We start from the raw sequence: 19,030 nt of genomic DNA, 5'->3' as shown, positions 1-19,030 counted from the left end.
ATCTGGTCTTCCTCAGATGCTCAAACCGGTCTTCCAGCTAGGCCGCAGGAAGCGTGTGGACTGAGGCGTACCCTTCGGGTACGTCGCAAGGATGCACGCGACCGAGAACGCAGATGGATGCCGGTTTCAGCATCCCATTTAGTGGCCACACTTGCGCCGTAACGCCGCCCCTACAAACCCGCTGAATAACGGATGCGGGTGATGCGGCCGTGACTTGTATTCCGGATGAAACTGCGTAGCCAGGAACCAGGGGTGGTTCTGCAACTCGACGATTTCAACCAACCGGCTGTCGGGAGACAGGCCGCTCAAAATCAGTCCTTTGGCCGTCAACCGTTCGCGATAGGCATTGTTGAATTCATATCGATGGCGATGCCGTTCGCGTATCTCACTCACTCCGTACATCTTCTGCGCCAGCGTCCCCTCGCCCAGCTTGCAGGCATAGGCGCCGAGCCGCATGGTGCCGCCCTTGTCGTTGACCGACTGTTGATCGGACATCAGGTGAATCACCGGATGGGGGGCCCGTTCATCGAACTCAGCGCTGTTGGCTCCGGCGAGCCCGGCGACGTTGCGCGCAAATTCGATGGTGGCGCATTGCATGCCCAGGCAGAGGCCGAGAAACGGAATCTGATGTTCTCTCGCATATTGGATCGTCACGATTTTTCCTTCGATCCCTCGTGCTCCGAATCCGCCTGGAATCAAAATGCCGTCGGCTTCGCGGAGAATACGCTCGGTCCCCTGCCGCTCCACTTCTTCGGATTCGATCCAGTTCACGTTCACGCGGGTTTCATGATCGATGCCGCCGTGGACCAGGGATTCGGCCAGACTTTTGTAGCACTCCTTTAGGCCGGCATATTTCCCGACCAGCGCGATCGACACCTCATGCTTAGGATGTTTGATCTTCTGCACCATTGCATCCCACTCGCGGAGGTTCGGCGGGCCGGTTTCCAGCTTGAGCAGACGGACGATCAACTCGTCCAGGCCTTCCTTGCGAAAGACGATCGGCACTTCGTAGATGGTCTCGACATCTTTGGCCGTGATGACCGCATCTTTTTCCACGTTGCAGAACATGGCGATCTTGGCCTTGAGCTCCGGCGGCAGGTAGCGGTCTGTCCGACACAACAGAATATTCGGCTGAATACCGATTTCACGCAGCTTGTTGACGGAATGCTGCGTCGGTTTGGTTTTTAATTCGCCGGCCGCTCCGATGTAGGGCACCAAGGTGAGATGGACGTATAGGACGTTGTCACGTCCGACGTCATAGGGAATCTGCCGGATGGCTTCCAGAAATGGCAGGCTCTCGATATCACCCACGGTTCCACCGATTTCGACGATGGTGACGTCCGTGCCTTGTGAAATGCGCATGATGCATTGCTTGATCTCATCCGTGACATGCGGCACCACTTGCACCGTGCCGCCCAGGTAGTCACCCCGTCGCTCCTTCGTGATGACGGCATGGTAGATCCGGCCGGTGGTGTAGTTGTTCTCACGCGTCAGGGTCAGGGAGGTGTACCTCTCATAGTGGCCTAGGTCGAGGTCGGTTTCCGCCCCGTCTTCCGTGACATAGACTTCTCCATGCTGGTACGGGTTCATGGTCCCTGGATCGACGTTGATGTAAGGGTCGAGCTTGAGGAATGTGATCTTCAGCCCGCGGCTTTCCAGCAGATTGCCGATAGACGCGGACGCCAGCCCTTTTCCGAGCGACGATACGACACCACCGGTCACAAAGATCAGTTTGCTCATCGTGACACCTTCTCTCGTCATGGTTGAGTGATGCCGAGTTCGGCCTCACGGGTGCGCAGTTGTTTCAGCGCGCCGGGCACGTCCTCGGGGCTATCGATGCGTAATGAGCCATGGGTGGTTTCCCACACACGGATGCGTATTCCGTTCTCTAACGCGCGCAGCTGCTCGAGCTTTTCAGCCTCTTCCAACGTACCTGTCGGGAGGGCGGTCAGCCGCTGCAAGGTCGCTCGGGTATAGATGTACAGGCCCAAGTGGATGAAATGTAATCCAGGCACGGCGGCCCGTTTGGGATCATCCCGTACTAGCGGGATCGGCGCACGTGAAAAATACAGCGCATAGCCGTCGCGGTCCGTGGTCACCTTGACCACTCCCGGGTTGTGGAGATCCTGGTCGGATTCGATCCGCCGCTTTAATGTGCCCATGGTGGCGTCGCTCGCGAGAAACGGCTCGACCAGATCGGTGATGAGATCGGGATGGAGCAGGATCTCGTCGCCCTGCAGGTCCACGAAACAGTCACCGGCTCGGGTGTGTGCGACGGCAGCCACGCGGTCGGTGCCGGTGCGATAGGGTTCCGTCATCATGAGCACCTGCCCTCCGAAGCGTTCGACGGCCGCTTTGATGCGTTCGTCGTCCGTCGCGACGAGGACTTCGTCGACTACGCGACAGGCCTTCGCCTGCTCGTAGACGTGTTGGATCATCGGTTTGCCCAGCAACTCCACCAGCGGTTTGCCCGGGAACCGTGAGGATCCATACCGGGCTGGAATGACGACCGTGACCGACCGTTTCACGTCAGTTCTGCCCCAGGGCATCCGTGAGTTGCGCGGCGGTCACCGTGGCGGTGCCGATCATGCCCACGACCACGCCGGCGGCCTGGTTGGCAAGCACCGCGGCTTCCCGCATGCTTGCGCCGGTTGACAGGGCGAGCGCCAGCGTCCCGACAACGGTGTCGCCGGCGCCGGTGACGTCATAGACCTGTCGGGCGCGTGTGGGAATATGCCAATGGTCGCCATGGGCCTGGTAGACACTCATGCCGCGCTCACCTCTGGTCACCAGGACGGTCTGGCATGCCAATCGCTGACGGATGACCGTGCCGGCTTTCGTGATGGCCTTATCGTCATCCCCTTGCACGCCCGCCGCCTGGGTGGCTTCGAGATGGTTGGGGGTGATGACGGTGACACCTTTGTAATAGCTGAAATGCTCCACCTTGGGGTCGACCACGATGGGAATTTTGCGCTGCCCGGCCAATCGAGTCAACTCCGTCATCAGCGACGCGGTGACCACACCCTTCGCATAGTCGGAGACGACGAGGCAGGAGAGTTCTTTCAGACGTGATTCCACGTAACGGAGAATGCGGCGCTGCAGCAGCGCGGAGAGTTCCGTGCGTCGTTCGACGTCATACCGGACGATCTGTTGATTGTGGGCGACGACCCGGGATTTTCTGGTCGTGGGCCGACTCTGATCGATGACGACGCCGCCACGACCCTGCCGGCGCCCACCCAGTTCTTTCAGGAGCAGCCGCCCACTCTCGTCGGCTCCGATCACGCCGCAGATATCCGCCTGGCCGCCGAGCGCGAGAATGTTGTTGAAGACGTTCGCCGCGCCGCCGAGTTTGAGGGATTCCGATTCAACGTGGACGACCGGAACAGGAGCTTCCGGAGAAATCCGGCTCACACGTCCCCAGACGTAGTGGTCGAGGATCAAATCCCCGATTACCAGCACGTTGGCTTGGGAGAACCGTTGGACGTAGGCGCTCAGTGCCGCCGGATCCAGCGCCGCGTCTTCACCCGTTTGCCCAATTGAGGTGCCGGCCTGTCCGGCCCGCCCTAATGGATGGCTTTTCCTAACCTTTCCCATCGTACCCATTCCGTCCATGATCCTTGGCCGCTCCACGACCAGTAAATGCGAAATGCTTTGCCGCGCACTTTTTCCGTGCGGACATAGCCCCAAAAACGACTATCGAGACTGTGGTCCCGATTGTCTCCCATCACGAAATACGCGTCCTCCGGCACCGTGATCGGGCCGAAATTATCGCGTGGACTGATGCGCCCGTCATGCACGGGGGGATCAGTGTGTTGCGTGAAGGCCTGGTCGTCAAACGGGGTCCCGTTGATGTGCACGACTTTGTTCCGCACCTGAATGGTATCGCCCGGGAGACCAATCACGCGCTTGATGAAGTCCTTGTCTTCATCTTCGGGAAACCGGAAGACGATGATATCGCCGCGTTGGATCGATCCGAATGGAATAAGTGTCCGCGAGGAGTAACAGGTGACCGGCGGAAATCCAGGCTGGAATTTGCAGTCGGCCGGCCATTGTAGGCCGTACGACAGCTTACTGACCAAGATATGATCGCCGACCAGCAGCGTTGGAATCATAGAGCCGGAGGGAATCTTAAAGGCTTGCACCACGAAAACGCGGATGGCAAAGGCGAGCAACATGGCGATGATGATCGCTTCCGCATATTCCCGCAGGATCGACTTGTGAGCCGGCTGGGCGGCTGTGACGACGTGCGCATCGCCTGGCGCTGGTTCCTGCGGGGTGGGAGACGTTGCTGGTCCGGTCGTCGAGGACAACTCGTCGGGGCGTGGATTGGGGTCGAGACTCATTCCTCGCCCACCTTGAGAATGGCCAAAAACGCCTCTTGCGGTACCTCGACTCGTCCGACCGCTTTCATGCGTTTCTTACCTTCCTTCTGTTTGTCCCACAACTTCCGCTTGCGCGAGATGTCGCCGCCGTAGCACTTCGCCGTGACATTCTTCTTGATGGCGCCGATCGTCTCCCGCGCGATGATCTTGTTGCCGATGGCCGCCTGAATGGCAATTTCGAACATCTGCTTGGGAATGAGTTCCTTCATTTTCTCGGCCACCTGACGGCCGCGCTGATAGGACCGTTCCTTATGCGTGATGAAGGACAAGGCATCGACCGGTTCCCCGTTGAGCAGAATATCGAGGCGTACCAGTTCGGATTCCCGATAGCCGAGGAGTTCATAGTCGAGCGACGCATAGCCCTGCGTCTTTGATTTTAACTTGTCGTAGAAGTCGAGGATGACTTCGTTCAGCGGCAACTCATAACTAATCACGACGCGGGTGGGATCCAGGTAATGAATGCTTCGTTGGATTCCGCGCCGTTCCTGACACAATTGCAGCAAGGTGCCGAGATATCGCTCCGGTGCGATCAGCGTCGCCAGAATGAAGGGTTCTTCGAATGAGGCGATCGAACTCGGCTCGGGAAGGTCCGCCGGGTTATTGAGTTCGAGCACGTCGCCTTTGGTCGTTAGAATCCGGTAAATGACGGTCGGTGCGGTGGTGATGAGCGTTAATCCGTATTCGCGCTCCAACCGCTCCTGAATGATTTCCATGTGGAGCAGACCGAGGAAGCCGCAACGGAAACCGAACCCGAGGGCCAGTGAGGTTTCCGGCTCATAGATGAATGAGGAGTCGTTCAATCGCAGCTTCAAGAGTGCATCCCGCAGGTCTTCGTAGCGAGCCGTATCCGTGGAGTACAGCCCGCAAAACACCAGCGGTTTGACTTCTTTGTAGCCGGGAAACGGCTGTTCGGTCGGGCGCGCCGACTCGGTCAACGTGTCGCCGATCTTAACGTCGGCTACTTCTTTCATGTTGGCGCAGAGGTAGCCGACCTCCCCGGTCATGAGTCGGGTGCCTTTGGTCCGTTTCGGCGTGAATTGTCCGACTTCGGTGACTTCGAACAGTCGGTCGTTGGACATGACCTTGATCTTCATGCCGGGTCGCACAGAGCCGTCGATGATGCGGGTGAGGACGATCACGCCTTGGTAATTGTCGAACCAGGAATCGAAAATCAGCGCCTTGAGCGGGCGATCGGGATCTCCGGATGGCGGTGGAATCCGTTTGACGATCGCCTCGAGTACCTCCGGAACGCCGCGGCCTTCCTTGGCGCTGACCAACATGGCATCGCTGGCATCCAAGGTAAGCACATCGGAAATTTGTTGTTTCGTACCTTCGACATCGGCGCTGGCGAGATCGATCTTATTGATGACGGGAATAATCGTGTGGTGATTGCCCATGGCCAGGTTCACGTTGGCAATGGTCTGCGCCTGCACTCCCTGCGTCGCGTCGACGAGCAACAGCGAGCCTTCACAGGCGGCGAGGCTGCGCGAGACTTCGTACGTGAAGTCGACGTGACCAGGCGTATCGATCAAATGCAGTAAATAGATCTTCCCGTCCTGAGCCTTGTAGCGGATGGCGACAGCGTGCGCTTTGATCGTGATGCCGCGCTCACGCTCCAGGTCCATCGCATCGAGGATCTGCTCTTTCGCCTCTCGCGCAGTGACTGCGCCAGTTGCGTCGAGGAGCCGGTCAGCGAGGGTCGATTTACCGTGATCGATATGGGCGATGATCGAGAAATTTCGGATGAGACTTTGCAAATCCTGGTTCATGTTCCCCAAAATCGGTTCATTATAGTGACCACTCCCGAGGTTGTCAAAGAAATCGCCCGCCGTTATAATCCGCGCGTGGCGCGCTGTTGTCCCTCACCCCTGCGCGGATGCGCGCGATAGAGATCTACACTCTCCCATCCATCATGAAGCACACATCCAAGGGTCTTCCACTCGCGGCCTGGGACCATGCCTATCTCTGGCATCCGTTCACGCAGATGCAGGAGTGGGAACAGGAAACACCGCTGATCATCGAGAAGGGCAAAGGGGCCTATCTCATCGACACCGAGGGCCGGAAGTATCTCGACGGCACGTCGTCCATCTGGGTCAATATTCACGGTCACCGGCATCCGCAATTGGATCGTGCGCTCACGACGCAGCTCGGACAGATCGCGCATTCCACCTTCCTCGGTCTGTCCAATCCGCCGGCCATTCGACTGGCGAGGGAGCTGATTCGGATTGCGCCGAAAGGCCTACGTCGAGTGTTCTATTCCGACAACGGGTCGACGGCAGTTGAAGTGGCTCTGAAGATGGCGGTTCAATACTGGCAACAGCGGCGGCCGACGGCGGGCTCCAAACAGTCCTTTGTACACTTAAAACTCGCGTATCATGGTGACACGGTCGGGGCCGTGAGCGTGGGGAACATCGAATTGTTTCACGCGCGCTTCAAGGCGCTGCTGTTTCCTACCCATCAAGTCGATCCGCCCCACTGTTATCGTTGCCCACTGAACCTGACCTATCCCGCCTGTCAGATGGCCTGCATCGATCCGTTGGAAAGACTTTTGAAAACTCGGCACCGCGAACTGGCCGGGGTCATTCTGGAACCACTTGTTCAAGCGGCGGCGGGAATGATGACCGCGCCGCCCGGATACCTCACTCGTGTGCGCGAGTTATGTACGAAGTACCACGTCCTGTTGATCGCTGACGAAGTAGCGACCGGCTTTGGCCGCACAGGCAAAATGTTCGCGTGCCAGCATGAAGGCGTGACCCCGGACCTCATGGCGATCAGCAAGGGCATGACGGGTGGATACATGCCGTTGGCAGCCACCCTGGCGACCGAGGAGATCTACCGAGCGTTTCTCGGACGGTATGAAGACTGGAAAACGTTCTTTCATGGCCATAGTTACACGGGCAATCCGTTGGGCTGCGCCGTGGCCCTGGCCAACCTGGACCTCTTTCGTCGTGAGAAGACGCTCACGCACGTTCGAAAGCAGACCAAACTGCTCGCCCGGCTGCTGCGTCCGACGGCCTCGTTGAGTCATGTGGGCGATATTCGGCAATGTGGTTTGATGGTCGGAATCGAATTGGTGCAGGATCGCTTGACGCGTACTCCCTACCCGCCTGACATGCGTATCGGTCATCGCGTGGCCCAAGCCTGCCGGCAAGGCGGGCTCCTGATGAGACCGCTCGGCAACGTCATCGCATTGGTCCCTCCCCTCTCAACCAGCCCTCAAGAATTAACCAAGATGGTGGCAATTTTGTACAGGGCCATCATTGACGTGACCGAAGGCAGTGCATCTCCGGCGTAGAACCTCCCGTCATTGCGGCTGATTTCTATGTGTCGGAACGCGGCGTCACGCGTTCACCGATGAACATCCCTCGACGGTTTTTGTGCATCCCCACAGGCGCCCGGACGGCTGAGAATCGAGTGCTACACTTGATTTCATGCTGCACCACGACATCCTCTCGACGGATTGTTCGGTATGACAGGCCGTCTGATGTTGTGGGGCTGGTTCTTGCTGTTGGCCCTCCCGTTGACGGCTCAGTCGGAGGAGGCCCAACAATCAGATCTCCTCCTGCAACGGATTCAGTTCACGGACACCGCCCGCGAGTCCGGTTCATCGTCGATCCCGTTTTCGATTGCGTCTCCCGTGCTGCACGCCTCTTTCAACACCACCTCCTTTGCACCGCCGCCTACGTCGACGCGTTTGAAAGACCTGGTTCCTGATTCGGAACGGCCGCAAACAAAAGGTGTGGTGGCGGCGTCGACATTTTTTAAGGGGCAGCTGACGACAGAGGGCGAGGTGGCCAACAACGCGACGAACGATGCGGGCATTCCTTCGCGTATCGATCAGCGAGATGACGGGACGAAACGCATGGTGCGGATGGCGTTGACCGGCACGAACGGGCAGTTCCGATACGGCATCAACTATCGGTCGGCCGGCAAGGCATTTTTCAATTCACCCGATCAGACGGTGCGGGAAATGTGGGGCGAATGGGGAATGGGGATTGCCAAGCTCCGAAGCTCATCCGGTCAAACCTGGAATAATGTCGACTTGGATCCGAGCCGGGCCAGGATTCAACACACCTTCAATCGCATCGGTCTCGCGGTCGCCAAGCCGGCGTGGCCCGAACTTAGTCTGACCTATACGCGAAGCGCCCTCGCGAGCAGTTTCGATCCCAGCGGCGCTATCCCGCAGCGGAGTCAGAGCAACAGCATGGAAGCCGCGCTTTCCTATGCAGGACTCACCTGGAACGCGCGGCTCTCATCGAGCTATATCCTGACGAACGATGAAACGCGAGGAAGCTCCCAATCGACCGCCTTTGCCCAGACGTTGGTGGCGACATATCGGCCCATGAACACCTTGACCCTGGCTCCGACGCTGAGCTACCGGACGGAGACCCAGAGTTGGTCCGGCGCGACGATTCAGACGCCTATGGCGTCCCTGTCGTTGCTGTATAAACAGAGTCAGCGGTTATTAGTCAGCGCGATGGGAGGGTATACGAGCACCAGTTCGAGTGATGGACTGATCGATACGAACAGTATCGTGGGCAAGGGGATGTTTGCGTTGCATCTGGACCCGATTTACGGCCATCCCACGACGATTTCTCTGGAAGCCGCCTATACCAACACGACCAATCGGGCAGTCGCCCGACTGGATTCTGAGGATCTCTCCGGTCTGGTTCGCATTCTGGTTGCGTCTCTGTAGGACCTGCCGCGTTCTTCTGTCGCTACGCCCCGCCGGGAGAGGTGTCACCAGCCGCGAGATGGTCGACGGCCGAGGGGGTGAGCACGATCCGTTCTCCGGTGGTCAACCCTTCGCGAATCGTCACCTGATTGTCGGTCACGCTGTCGATCTTGATGGCACGTTCCTCAAGCCGGCCGGTCTCATCTTGTAACACCACCCACTGTTTGCCGGAGTGTTCAAGGATGGCTTGTTTGGGGATCACAATCTTCGGGCGGATGGTCTGGCCGGGGATGGTGACACGGGCGAACATCTCGGGCTTCAGCCGGCGATCTGCATTCGAGACGGAGGCACGAATCTTAATCGTACGAGTGGCAGGATCCACCACATCTCCGATCACGCTGATGGTGGCAGGGAACTCAATGCCCGGATAGGCCTCGACCGTCATCGGTGCGAGGGCACCCACCCGAATGCCTGAGAGGTCATGCTCATAGACGTCCGCCACCACTTGCAGCCGATCGAGATTTGCCACTGTAAACAGCGGGGAGTCCGACGCAGGCCCGACGATTTGTCCCGGTGTCACGTTGCGTTCGACGACGGTTCCTGTCAATGGGCTTCGGAGTTCGAACCGCGAGGTAATTTGTTGCTGCGCAAGCGGCTTGCTGAGTTCGGCCGCCGGCACGCGTAGGGACAGCAGCTGTCCTTTCGCCTGTTTGAATTCAGCCCGTTCGCGGTTGAGGTCGTTTTCCGCATGTTCCAGGTCCTTCAGGGACATGGCCTGGGCATCATACAGGTCCTTCGTCAATTCGTAGTTGCGTTCAGCCAGCCCCAACTCAGAAATTTCTTCGACGTAGGCCGCGTAGGCCTTGGCGATATCGGCCGCATCGATGACCATCAACACATCGCCGGCTTTGACGGCTTGGCCGAGTTTGACCCGGACATCCAGCACCGGCCCCTGGAGGGGAGAGGAAATTCTCGAAAAGCCATCCTCGGCATAGGTCACCCGGGCCGAGAGGGTCAGGGCCGGAAGCGAGGGCGATGCATCGATGAGCATCGTCGGAATCTCCGGCTGATGGCCGGCGGCGACGGGAGGCGTCGCCGGTGGGGTCGAGGGAGCCGGCGGATCGGCCCGGGTACAGGTCGCGCATGCCAGACCGAGCAGCAGAGCGGACACATAACAGAGACGTGATTTCATGGCACTCCGTTGATTGCTAATTCCCTATCGGTTGTTCTGCTGCGGAAGCGAAGCGTGTCATCTGGGTGGAGGGCGGGATGCCGTCGGGTCGAACAACGGCGAAGGTTAGGATCCGAATGGCCAGTGAGAAGAGACGCAAAGAAACCAACATGTTCCGGGTGACGACCCCACTCGTCCCAGCCTACATTCCACTGGTGTCATTAAAACATCGACATCTTTGGCCTGTCAATTGTGAGGGGGCGATGCATAGGCTGGGCCAGCCTCCTCGTGAGGCTGGCGTCACCGGAGACTCAGCAGAGTTCAATCCGCTGGCCCCGTGAGACGTTCAATCGGTCGGCAGCGCGACCTTCTTTAAGGAAGACTTCCAGGTAGCCGTTGCTGTTGATCAGGGCCTGCGGCGTCTCAGGCGACCCCTCCGCATAGCTGCGCACCATCCCGTCGATGGTGACACCGCCGATGCGAATGTATGGCTCGGGACGTTTGCTCAGCCCGCGCACTTCCTTGAGGTGATAGGCGGTGAGATCGGAAATGAGATTGCCGAAACGATCAATATACAGAATGTGTCCTGCAAGGACGTGTTTGTCCCAGGCCGGTTCCGCAATCGGGAGGCGTTCGTAATTCGGCAGCAGCCGACCGAACGAGCCGATTGGCTGGCCCTTGGTCAACCAGGCGGCGGCCGGCGCGAAGAGATCGCGTCCATCGAACGTGGCGCCCTCGGAGTCCAGTCGATACTGCCGGTTCTCAAGGTGGCGCACTTCAATGCCGTGTTCTTCCTGGTAGATATGGGTGAACAGACCGTTGTCCGGCCCGATAAACACATAGCGAGAAGACGAGACGAGCAGCGGTGATCTGGTCCCACCCACGCCCGGGTCTACCACGGCCACATGGATCGTGCCGTCCGGGAAATAGCGGTAACAAGATTTGAGGAGGTATGCGGCATCCGCCACATCATGGGGCGTGACGTGATGCGAGAGATCCACAATCCTGGCCTGTGGATTGATGTTGAGGATCACACCCTTCATGCTGGCGACGAAATAATCGCGCTCGCCGAAATCCGTCAGCAGGGTGATGAGCGGGATCGTTACCGGCATGGCACAAGCAAATCCCGGATGCAGGAAGTTGGTTTAGGACAGGACGGGCGTCCGGCAGCGGTGGCCTTTAGCATCGGTGCTTACAATTCTTCGAAGCGAATTTCCATCACTTCGTATTCCACGATCTTCGCGGGAGTCGTCACTTCCACCATATCCCCTACGCGTTTGCCGATGAGGGCCCGCCCGACCGGCGATTGGACGGAGATACGGGAATACTTCAGATCTGCTTCATCCTGCCCCACCAACGTATATTGCTTCTTGGCTTGGGCTTCCTGCTCGATCAGGACCACCGTTGCGCCAAAGACGACCGTTTCGCTGGTGCGGCCGGCGATCTCGATGATCCGGCAATCGGCCAGCTTGCCTTTGAGTTCGGCCAGTCGCGCTTCGATAAACCCCTGGCGCTCTTTGGCGGCATCATATTCGGCGTTTTCGCTGAGATCACCGTGGGCGCGAGCCTCCGCGATGGCCTCAATCACCCGCGGTCGTTCGACTTTGTGGAGCCGGTCCAATTCGGCTTTCAGTGCTTCATACCCTTTTTTCGTAATCGGTGTCGGCATCTCTTCCCCCCGATGACCAGTGAAACTGGGTTCCGGCCTGACGTCTCGGTGTTCGTTCCGCTCGCACCGCATTCAGCACGACGCGCACGTTCCGGCAGTCAACCTGGGAACCCCTTGCAGGTGCGTCTGCCCCGTCTTCCCTCGCTCACTTCACCCGGTGATACTCCTGCAACGCTCGAATGGCAAGCCCCTTTTTCAGCAAGGCTTCGATCCCCATCACCGCCGCCAAGGCTCCTCGCATCGTGGTGTAGTACGGAACACCTTTGTGTAAGGCTTCGCGGCGAATAGAAAGAGAGTCGGTTTGCCCTGAAGCGGTACGCACCGTATTGACGACCAGCGCGATCTCCCCGTTCTTAATATGATCGACGATGTGCGGGCGTCCTTCCTGGACTTTATTGACGACGTCGACACGCATCCCCTGTTCGCTCAGGTACAGTGCGGTGCCGGAGGTGGCCGTGATGCGGAACCCCAATTCTACAAGTCGCCGAGCGACGTCGCTGGCCAGGGACCGATCTTCGCCCTTCACGCTGATGAAAGCGGTGCCGGAAGTTGGAAGAATGGCACCGGCACCGGCTTGGGATTTGGCGAATGCCCATCCGAAATCGCTGTCGATTCCCATGACTTCCCCGGTAGATTTCATTTCCGGACCGAGCAGCACATCGACGCCTGCGAATTTCGTGAAGGGGAACACCGCTTCTTTCACCGAGAGGTGCGTGGGGGTCGGGGCGGTGGTGAAATTCAATTGCTGGAGCGACTTGCCGACCATCACCTTCATGGCCAATTTAGCAAGTGGGACGCCGATGGCTTTGCTGACGAACGGCACGGTCCGCGAACCGCGCGGATTGACTTCCAAGACGTAGATCGTCTGATCCTTGACGGCGAATTGCGCGTTCATGAGGCCGATGACGCCGAGTTCCAAAGCGAGGGCCGTCATTTGTCGCCGGATCTCCTCGATGATCGTGGCATCCAGGGTGTACGGAGGCAGTGAACAGGCCGAGTCGCCGGAGTGCACGCCCGCTTCCTCGATGTGTTCCATGATCCCTGCGACGACCACAGTGGTGCCGTCGGAGATGGCGTCGGCATCGATTTCAATCGCATCGCGCAAATACTTATCGATCAGCACCGGATGCTGCGTGGAGGCTTTCACCGCCGTGTTCATGTAGTGGAGCAGCCCTGCCTCGTCATAGACGATTTGCATCGACCGTCCGCCCAGGACGTACGAGGGTCGCACCATCACGGGATAGGTAATGTTGGCAGCAATCTTCAAGGCTTCGTCGACGGAGCGGGCCATCCCGCTCTCCGCCTGACGTAAACCGAGCTTGTCGAGTAATTCGCGGAAGCGAGCCCGATCCTCCGCGCGGTCGATCGCATCCGGACTGGTGCCGAGAATCGTGACGCCGGCTCGGGACAGGGAGAGCGCCAGCTTCAAGGGCGTCTGTCCTCCAAATTGCAGGACGACTCCCATCGGCCGTTCTCGCTCAACGATATTGAGCACGTCTTCTTCCGTCAGCGGTTCGAAGTAGAGTCGGTCGGATGTATCATAGTCCGTGCTGACCGTCTCCGGGTTGCAATTGACCATGATGGTTTCGATCCGTTCCTCCCGCAAGGCCATGGCAGCATGGACACAGCAGTAGTCGAACTCGATCCCCTGCCCGATTCGGTTCGGTCCGCCGCCGAGAATCACGACCTTCTGTCTCTCGGTCGGCCGCGATTCGCATTCCCGCTCGTAGGTTGAATAGAGGTACGGTGTATGGGCCTCAAATTCAGCGGCACAGGTATCGACGCGTTTGTAGGTCACGCTGCGGGGCCTGGTCCCTTGGCTCAGGGCCACTCGCCAGCTGCGCACGGTCTGCTGTTCCACTCCCAGGAGTTGAGCCAGGCGTTGGTCGGAGAAGCCCATCTCCTTCGCTTCGATCAGGAGATCCGGTTGCAGCCCTGTGGCGCCGAGTGTTGACCGCTCTGCGACGAGTCGAGACTCAAATTCGACGATTTCACGGATCTGTTGCAAAAACCAGGGATCGATTTTGGTGAGCGCGAATAATTCCTGATTGGACATGCCGAGACGCATGCCGTCGGCCAACCGCCAGATCCTGTCCGGGAGCGGCGTACGCACGGACTTGCGGACCTGCTCTGTCGCCTCTTCCCGGTCGAGCCCGGACGGCAGCGCGAGATCCAGTCCCATCTTCGAGCTGAATCCAAACTGATCGATCTCCATGGAACGGATCGCCTTCTGGAGCGACTCCTTAAAGGTTCGCCCGATGGCCATGACCTCGCCCACCGATTTCATCTGTGTGGTCAGCGTGGGATCGGCTCCGGGGAATTTCTGAAAGGCAAAGCGCGGAATTTTGACGACGACGTAATCGATGGTTGGCTCGAACGAGGCCTTCGTCACTCCGGTGATGTCGTTCGTAAGTTCGTCGAGCGTATAACCCACGGCCAGCTTGGCGGCGATCTTTGCGATGGGGAATCCCGTCGCTTTCGAAGCCAAGGCCGAGCTCCTGGATACACGCGGATTCATCTCGATGACGACCATCTCGCCGTTGACCGGGTTCAGGCCGAACTGGATGTTGGCTCCGCCGGTGTCGACACCGATCTCCCGAATAATGCGCACGGCCGCATCCCGCATCATTTGGTACTCTTTGTCGGTCAAGGTGAGGGCCGGGGCCACAGTAATACTGTCGCCGGTGTGTACGCCCATCGGGTCGAGGTTCTCGATCGGGCAGATGATGACGACATTGTCTTTCAGGTCGCGCATCACTTCGAGTTCGAATTCTTTCCAGCCGATGACGGATTGCTCGACGAGTACCTGGCGGACCGGGCTCATGGACAGGCCCCATTCCACCTGCGTCCTGAATTCCTCGATGTTATAGGCAATGTTGCCGCCGGTTCCGCCCATGGTAAAGGAGGGGCGGACAATTGCCGGGAAGCGGATCCGCTCCAATTCACGCTCGGCCTCGGCCAGGGACGTCGCCACGCCGCTGTCCGGCACGCGCAGGCCGATTTTCCACATGGCCTGTCGAAACGCGTTGCGGTCTTCGGCCTTATGGATCGCCGCGATCGACGCGCCGATCAACTGGACGCCGTATTTTTCGAGGACTCCCCGTTTGGCCAGCCCGATGGCGGTGTTTAAGGCCGTTTGTCCACCCATGGTGGGCAAGAGCGCATCCGGCCGTTCGCATTCGATGACTTTCTCCACCACGTCGAGTGTGATCGGTTCGATATACGTCCGGTCGGCAAAATCCGGATCGGTCATGATCGTAGCCGGATTGCTATTGATCAGGATGACGCGGTAGCCCTCTTCCTTCAGGGCTTTGCAGGCTTGGGTGCCTGAATAGTCGAATTCGCACGCCTGCCCGATGACGATGGGGCCGGAGCCGATCAAAAGAATGGAGCGGATGTCTGTCCGTCGTGGCACAATTGACCTCTACTCAAGAAGTTAGCCGGTCGGCAGAGGCGCCTCGGGCATGGGCCCCACCGGTGGTCGGTAGGGTTGGATCGGTCCGGTCGGGATAACCGGGGCCTGTCCTGCGGGATGATAGTGTTTCATGGCCTCCGGGATCCAGGCCTCGATCTGATTGATACGAGTCACATCGGACGGATGCGTCGAGAGAAATTCCGGAATGGCCTGCTGGGAGCGGAAACAGAGTTTATTGATCATGGCGCGCGGACAGCCGCTCATCCGTTCCCAGAACGCGACCGCTTCACGCGGGTCGTATCCGGCGTCGGCCATCAAGCGCAGGCCGACGAAATCCGCTTCCGATTCCTGCCGGCGGTTGAAGGGCAACGAAACCCCGACTCCGTAAACGGTCATGGCCGCCATGGCCGCATCCGGTCGCCCCACGGCCGCACCGGCTCCCAAGGCCGCCAGTTGTCCGATCTGTTCGAGCACGCTGCGACTCATCCGTTCCGCTCCATGACGCTGCAGAGCATGCGCGACCTCATGACCCATGACGGTGGCCAATCCGTCTTCATTCTTTGTCACCTTCAAGATTCCGGTGAACACCGCCACCTTGCCTCCAGGGAGCGCAAAGGCGTTGATCGTGCGATCGTCCTGAATGACGGCGAATTCCCACTGATATTCCGGCTTGTTCGCCGCTTTGGCGATGCGGTTCCCGACCCGGTGCACCATTTCGTTGATCTCCGGATCGTCGCTCAGCGGCGCTTGCCGGAGCACTTCCCGAAAGGCCGAGAGGCCCATCGCCATTTCTTTTTCTTCTGAAATATAGATGAACTGGTCTCGTGCCGTGCCGGGCGCCCGTTGACAGCCTGCAAGAGACTGCATCAGTCCAGCCATCGCACCCAATCCCACCGTCGTCGAGAGAAGATAGGCGAAGCGGACTCCCAGGGCCAACGCCGCCCGTCGCCCCATCGGGGTCCTGAGCATGCCGTCGATTGAATGCTGGCCTGCTGGATGCATCATGTCCACTCCATTCAATCAGCACCAGGTGCGGGATGCAACTCATCGGCTCAGGGCATCCACAGATACATGAACTGCGGGGACCCGCCTCGCACAACGGACAGCAAATCGATGTTCGCTAGATTAGCCAGGCTCGGCGCGGGCGCCGCCAGTCGCGAGTAGATATTGTTCTGGTACTCACCCGGTCGTCGATACGTCACCACTCGCGCTTCCGTCAGACCGGCCTTCTTCTTCGCCAGCTCGATGGCGTCTTCGAGATACCCAATGTCATCGACCAGCCCGGAGGCTTTCGCCTGTTCACCCGAATAGATCCGGCCGTCAGCCAGCTTCTTGATGGTCTCGCCGTTCATGTTTGGGCGGCCTTCCTGCACGACCTGGAGAAACCGCTGGTAAAATCCGTCGATGACCCCTTGGAAAATCGCGCGTTCCTCCGGCAGCATCGCCCGGAACGGCGAACCCATATCCTTGCGCGGTCCCGAGGTCACGGCGTTGGTCTCCACCCCGACCTTTTCGAGCAGTCCTCTGGCGTTAACGGTCAGCATGATGACGCCGATGCTGCCGGTGACGGTTGAGGGATGAGCGAACACGGTATCGGCTGCGGCGGCAATATAGTACCCGCCGGAGGCGCCCACATCCATGATGGAGGCCACGATCGGAATCTTCCTGTTGCTCTTGAACGACTTGAGCTCGTGATAAATGATGTCGGAGGCGGTGACCGTGCCCCCCGGACTGTTGATCCGGAGCACGACCGCCTTCACATGGTCGTCTTTGGTGGCCCGCTCCAACTCTTCCTTCACGGTGGCGAGCATACCGGGCGAGGAATAAAATCCGTCTTTATTCTCCGAACTGATCACGCCCGACACGTCCATGAGCAAGACCTTGTCTTTGCCGGTTCCGCTGACCTTATGTTCTTCCAACGAGCCCGGTCCAGGCGGCAGGTTGATCGTGACACAGGCGGCCTGCATCAGGGCGAGGACGAGTACGGCGAAACCGGTACAGAACTTCCTATGCATGGTGAGTCTCCATCAACGCAACAAATTGTTCAAAGAGATAGGCCGAATCGTGCGGGCCCGGTGCGGCTTCCGGATGATATTGGACGGAGAAGACCGGGCGGTCCAGGCACATCAGCCCTTCGACCGATCCGTCGTTGAGGCTGGTATGGGTGAGTTGCACCCGCCCGAACGGCGTGTCCACGATCGGCATCCCCTGCCCCTGCGCTTGTTGGCCGATCGGGAATCGCACGGCGAAGTTGTGGTTCTGGGAGGTGATTTCCACTTTTCTGGTTCGGAGGTCGATCACCGGATGGTTGGCGCCATGGTGGCCGAACTTCAGCTTGTACGTCGAAAAGCCGAGCGCTAGACCGAGCAGTTGGTGACCTAAACAGATGCCGAAGATCGGCAACCGGCCGATCAACTCCCGCAGCGCGTCCATGGCGTAGGGCACTCCTTCCGGATCGCCCGGCCCGTTTGAGAGAAACAAGCCCTGGGGGTTCAGCGCCAGCACGTCCTTGGCCGGGGTTGATGCGGGCACCACGGTGACGTCGCAGCCGACATCGACGAGCCGCCTGAGAATGTTCTGTTTGACGCCAAAATCATAGGCCACCACACGCCAGGTGTTTCGTGCTGTTTGCGCGGCCCCGGGTTCGGGCAGCGTCAGCTTCGGCGCCCAGTCTCCGGTTCCAGTGGTCCAGGCGTATCGTCGCTCACAGGTGACGGTTGCGGCGAGATCACGCCCGATGATGCTCGGCGCCTTCCGGGCCTTGGCCGCCAGACGATGCGGATCGAGGTCGGTGTGGGAAATCACTCCCGGCTGCGCGCCGTGCTCCCGCAGGTGTCTGGTGAGGGCTCTGGTATCGACGCCCTCGATCGCCACGATGTTCGCCGCCTGCAAGTATTCCTGAAGCGTGGCCTTGCTGCGCCAGTTACTCGCCAGACGGCTGGACTCCTTGACGACGAAACCTTCCGCCCAGATCCGGTTGGATTCGATGTCTTCAGGCGTGACGCCGTAGTTACCGATCTGGGGACAGGTCATCGTCACGATCTGGCCGCGATAGGAAGGATCGGTCAATACTTCCTGGTACCCGGTCATGGCCGTGTTGAACACCACTTCGCCGCCGGTTTCTCCTTCTGCTCCCAAGGCCCGTCCTTCGAACCAGGTTCCATCGGCGAGCGCAAGAATCGCTTTCTTCAAGATGACTCCTTAGCGAGGAACCCAGGATCGCACCCGTACGGTCAGCAGTGCGATTCCGAGTCCGACATTGACGATATATAAGACCCGTACCGGTTTGTGCAGCTGAAAGAATGCTTCGAACGCCGCTTTCCGCGCCTCATCCCCTTTGGAGGCGAACGCCTGTGCTTGCAGGGCTGCCGCTTGGGGATGCAGCACAAACGTGAGGACTCCAGCGGTGAGGAGCATGGCTCCCAGCAACAACCATTCGGTTCTCGTGATCTCATCATCGGCTAGGCCCCGTTGGAACAACCAGGCCCGCCAGAGGATGCCTGCGATCAGAATCGCCGCCGATCCGAGCACCAGACGATTGTACCCGTCGAAGGCGCGTGTCAGGAAGAACCCGCCGGTGTCCTGTCCGCCGAATGTATTAAAGACGGCAGGGATCACGGCGGCGACGAGCACCAACAAACCGCCGATCCAGACCGCCAGGGCCAGCAACTCACAGGTAATACAGGCGATCAGTCCTTGGCGCACGGTCTCAAAAATT

At 59.2% G+C, this 19,030-nt stretch carries 15 protein-coding genes; 2 read left to right on the top strand and 13 right to left on the bottom strand.

Annotation, left to right across the window (positions count from 1 at the left end):
* Positions 1 to 138: 138 nt before the first annotated feature.
* Genes V9G17_01710 through lepA form a run of 5 tightly spaced genes read right to left on the bottom strand, consistent with a single transcriptional unit; the run spans position 139 to position 6,151 of the window.
* A complete protein-coding gene (locus tag V9G17_01710) occupies positions 139 to 1,740 on the bottom strand; it encodes a CTP synthase (protein ID MEI2751291.1) in 1,602 nt (533 codons plus the stop codon).
* A gap of 17 nt (positions 1,741 to 1,757) precedes the next feature.
* Positions 1,758 to 2,528, bottom strand: a complete 771-nt coding sequence (kdsB, locus tag V9G17_01705; protein MEI2751290.1) for a 3-deoxy-manno-octulosonate cytidylyltransferase — start codon at positions 2,526 to 2,528, stop codon at positions 1,758 to 1,760.
* A 1-nt stretch (position 2,529) separates the two neighbouring features.
* Positions 2,530 to 3,603, bottom strand: coding sequence for a D-glycero-beta-D-manno-heptose-7-phosphate kinase (rfaE1, locus tag V9G17_01700; GenBank protein MEI2751289.1), 1,074 nt, complete (start codon positions 3,601 to 3,603; stop codon positions 2,530 to 2,532).
* A complete protein-coding gene (gene lepB / locus V9G17_01695; GenBank protein MEI2751288.1) occupies positions 3,564 to 4,343 on the bottom strand; it encodes a signal peptidase I in 780 nt (259 codons plus the stop codon). Before lepB ends, rfaE1 begins: the two co-directional genes overlap by 40 nt.
* Positions 4,340 to 6,151 (bottom strand): translation elongation factor 4, encoded by a 1,812-nt coding sequence (gene lepA, locus V9G17_01690; GenBank protein ID MEI2751287.1) that lies wholly within the window; start codon positions 6,149 to 6,151, stop codon positions 4,340 to 4,342. The genes lepB and lepA overlap by 4 nt, the downstream gene beginning before the upstream one ends.
* Before the next feature lie 143 nt (positions 6,152 to 6,294).
* On the opposite strand from lepA, the gene bioA reads away from it, so the two are divergent.
* Together bioA and V9G17_01680 are read left to right on the top strand one after the other, a co-directional pair.
* Positions 6,295 to 7,677, top strand: coding sequence for an adenosylmethionine--8-amino-7-oxononanoate transaminase (bioA, locus tag V9G17_01685; protein ID MEI2751286.1), 1,383 nt, complete (start codon positions 6,295 to 6,297; stop codon positions 7,675 to 7,677).
* A gap of 174 nt (positions 7,678 to 7,851) precedes the next feature.
* Entirely contained in the window at positions 7,852 to 9,078 is a 1,227-nt protein-coding gene (locus V9G17_01680; protein ID MEI2751285.1) for a hypothetical protein, read from the top strand.
* 22 nt (positions 9,079 to 9,100) lie between these two features.
* On the opposite strand, the gene V9G17_01675 is transcribed toward V9G17_01680, so the two are convergent.
* The 8 genes from V9G17_01675 to V9G17_01640 all read right to left on the bottom strand — a co-directional run bounded on the left by V9G17_01675 (position 9,101) and on the right by V9G17_01640 (position 19,017).
* On the bottom strand, positions 9,101 to 10,249 hold the full coding sequence (locus V9G17_01675) for an efflux RND transporter periplasmic adaptor subunit (GenBank protein ID MEI2751284.1): 1,149 nt from the start codon (positions 10,247 to 10,249) through the stop codon (positions 9,101 to 9,103).
* 290 nt (positions 10,250 to 10,539) lie between these two features.
* Positions 10,540 to 11,340 (bottom strand): SAM-dependent chlorinase/fluorinase, encoded by an 801-nt coding sequence (locus tag V9G17_01670; protein MEI2751283.1) that lies wholly within the window; start codon positions 11,338 to 11,340, stop codon positions 10,540 to 10,542.
* 80 nt (positions 11,341 to 11,420) lie between these two features.
* Positions 11,421 to 11,897 (bottom strand): transcription elongation factor GreA, encoded by a 477-nt coding sequence (gene greA / locus V9G17_01665; protein MEI2751282.1) that lies wholly within the window; start codon positions 11,895 to 11,897, stop codon positions 11,421 to 11,423.
* A gap of 145 nt (positions 11,898 to 12,042) precedes the next feature.
* The gene (gene carB / locus V9G17_01660) at positions 12,043 to 15,312 is read right to left on the bottom strand and encodes a carbamoyl-phosphate synthase large subunit (protein MEI2751281.1); all 3,270 of its coding nucleotides are present in this window, start codon (positions 15,310 to 15,312) and stop codon (positions 12,043 to 12,045) included.
* 21 nt (positions 15,313 to 15,333) lie between these two features.
* On the bottom strand, positions 15,334 to 16,317 hold the full coding sequence (locus tag V9G17_01655; protein ID MEI2751280.1) for a M48 family metallopeptidase: 984 nt from the start codon (positions 16,315 to 16,317) through the stop codon (positions 15,334 to 15,336).
* A 47-nt stretch (positions 16,318 to 16,364) separates the two neighbouring features.
* Positions 16,365 to 17,327, bottom strand: a complete 963-nt coding sequence (sppA, locus tag V9G17_01650; GenBank protein MEI2751279.1) for a signal peptide peptidase SppA — start codon at positions 17,325 to 17,327, stop codon at positions 16,365 to 16,367.
* Positions 17,320 to 18,504, bottom strand: coding sequence for a glutamine-hydrolyzing carbamoyl-phosphate synthase small subunit (gene carA / locus V9G17_01645; protein MEI2751278.1), 1,185 nt, complete (start codon positions 18,502 to 18,504; stop codon positions 17,320 to 17,322). Before carA ends, sppA begins: the two co-directional genes overlap by 8 nt.
* A 9-nt stretch (positions 18,505 to 18,513) precedes the next feature.
* The gene (locus tag V9G17_01640) at positions 18,514 to 19,017 is read right to left on the bottom strand and encodes a DUF4149 domain-containing protein (GenBank protein MEI2751277.1); all 504 of its coding nucleotides are present in this window, start codon (positions 19,015 to 19,017) and stop codon (positions 18,514 to 18,516) included.
* Positions 19,018 to 19,030 lie beyond the last annotated feature (13 nt).

Origin of the sequence: Nitrospira sp. (genome assembly GCA_037045225.1) — a bacterium.
GTDB lineage: Bacteria > Nitrospirota > Nitrospiria > Nitrospirales > Nitrospiraceae > Nitrospira_A.
The sequence above is the reverse complement of the archived record's forward strand: the minus strand, read 5'-3'. Positions and strand labels throughout refer to the sequence as shown.

Excerpts from the sequence above, each read along its gene's own strand:
- V9G17_01710 (MEI2751291.1), bottom strand. The coding sequence starts at position 1,740 with ATGAGCAAACTGATCTTTGTGACCGGTGGTGTCGTATCGTCGCTCGGA.
- rfaE1 (MEI2751289.1), bottom strand. The coding sequence starts at position 3,603 with ATGGGTACGATGGGAAAGGTTAGGAAAAGCCATCCATTAGGGCGGGCC.
- lepB (MEI2751288.1), bottom strand. The coding sequence starts at position 4,343 with ATGAGTCTCGACCCCAATCCACGCCCCGACGAGTTGTCCTCGACGACC.
- lepA (MEI2751287.1), bottom strand. The coding sequence starts at position 6,151 with ATGAACCAGGATTTGCAAAGTCTCATCCGAAATTTCTCGATCATCGCC.
- bioA (MEI2751286.1), top strand. The coding sequence starts at position 6,295 with ATGAAGCACACATCCAAGGGTCTTCCACTCGCGGCCTGGGACCATGCC.
- V9G17_01680 (MEI2751285.1), top strand. The coding sequence starts at position 7,852 with ATGACAGGCCGTCTGATGTTGTGGGGCTGGTTCTTGCTGTTGGCCCTC.
- V9G17_01675 (MEI2751284.1), bottom strand. The coding sequence starts at position 10,249 with ATGAAATCACGTCTCTGTTATGTGTCCGCTCTGCTGCTCGGTCTGGCA.
- V9G17_01670 (MEI2751283.1), bottom strand. The coding sequence starts at position 11,340 with ATGCCGGTAACGATCCCGCTCATCACCCTGCTGACGGATTTCGGCGAG.
- greA (MEI2751282.1), bottom strand. The coding sequence starts at position 11,897 with ATGCCGACACCGATTACGAAAAAAGGGTATGAAGCACTGAAAGCCGAA.
- V9G17_01655 (MEI2751280.1), bottom strand. The coding sequence starts at position 16,317 with ATGATGCATCCAGCAGGCCAGCATTCAATCGACGGCATGCTCAGGACC.
- sppA (MEI2751279.1), bottom strand. The coding sequence starts at position 17,327 with ATGCATAGGAAGTTCTGTACCGGTTTCGCCGTACTCGTCCTCGCCCTG.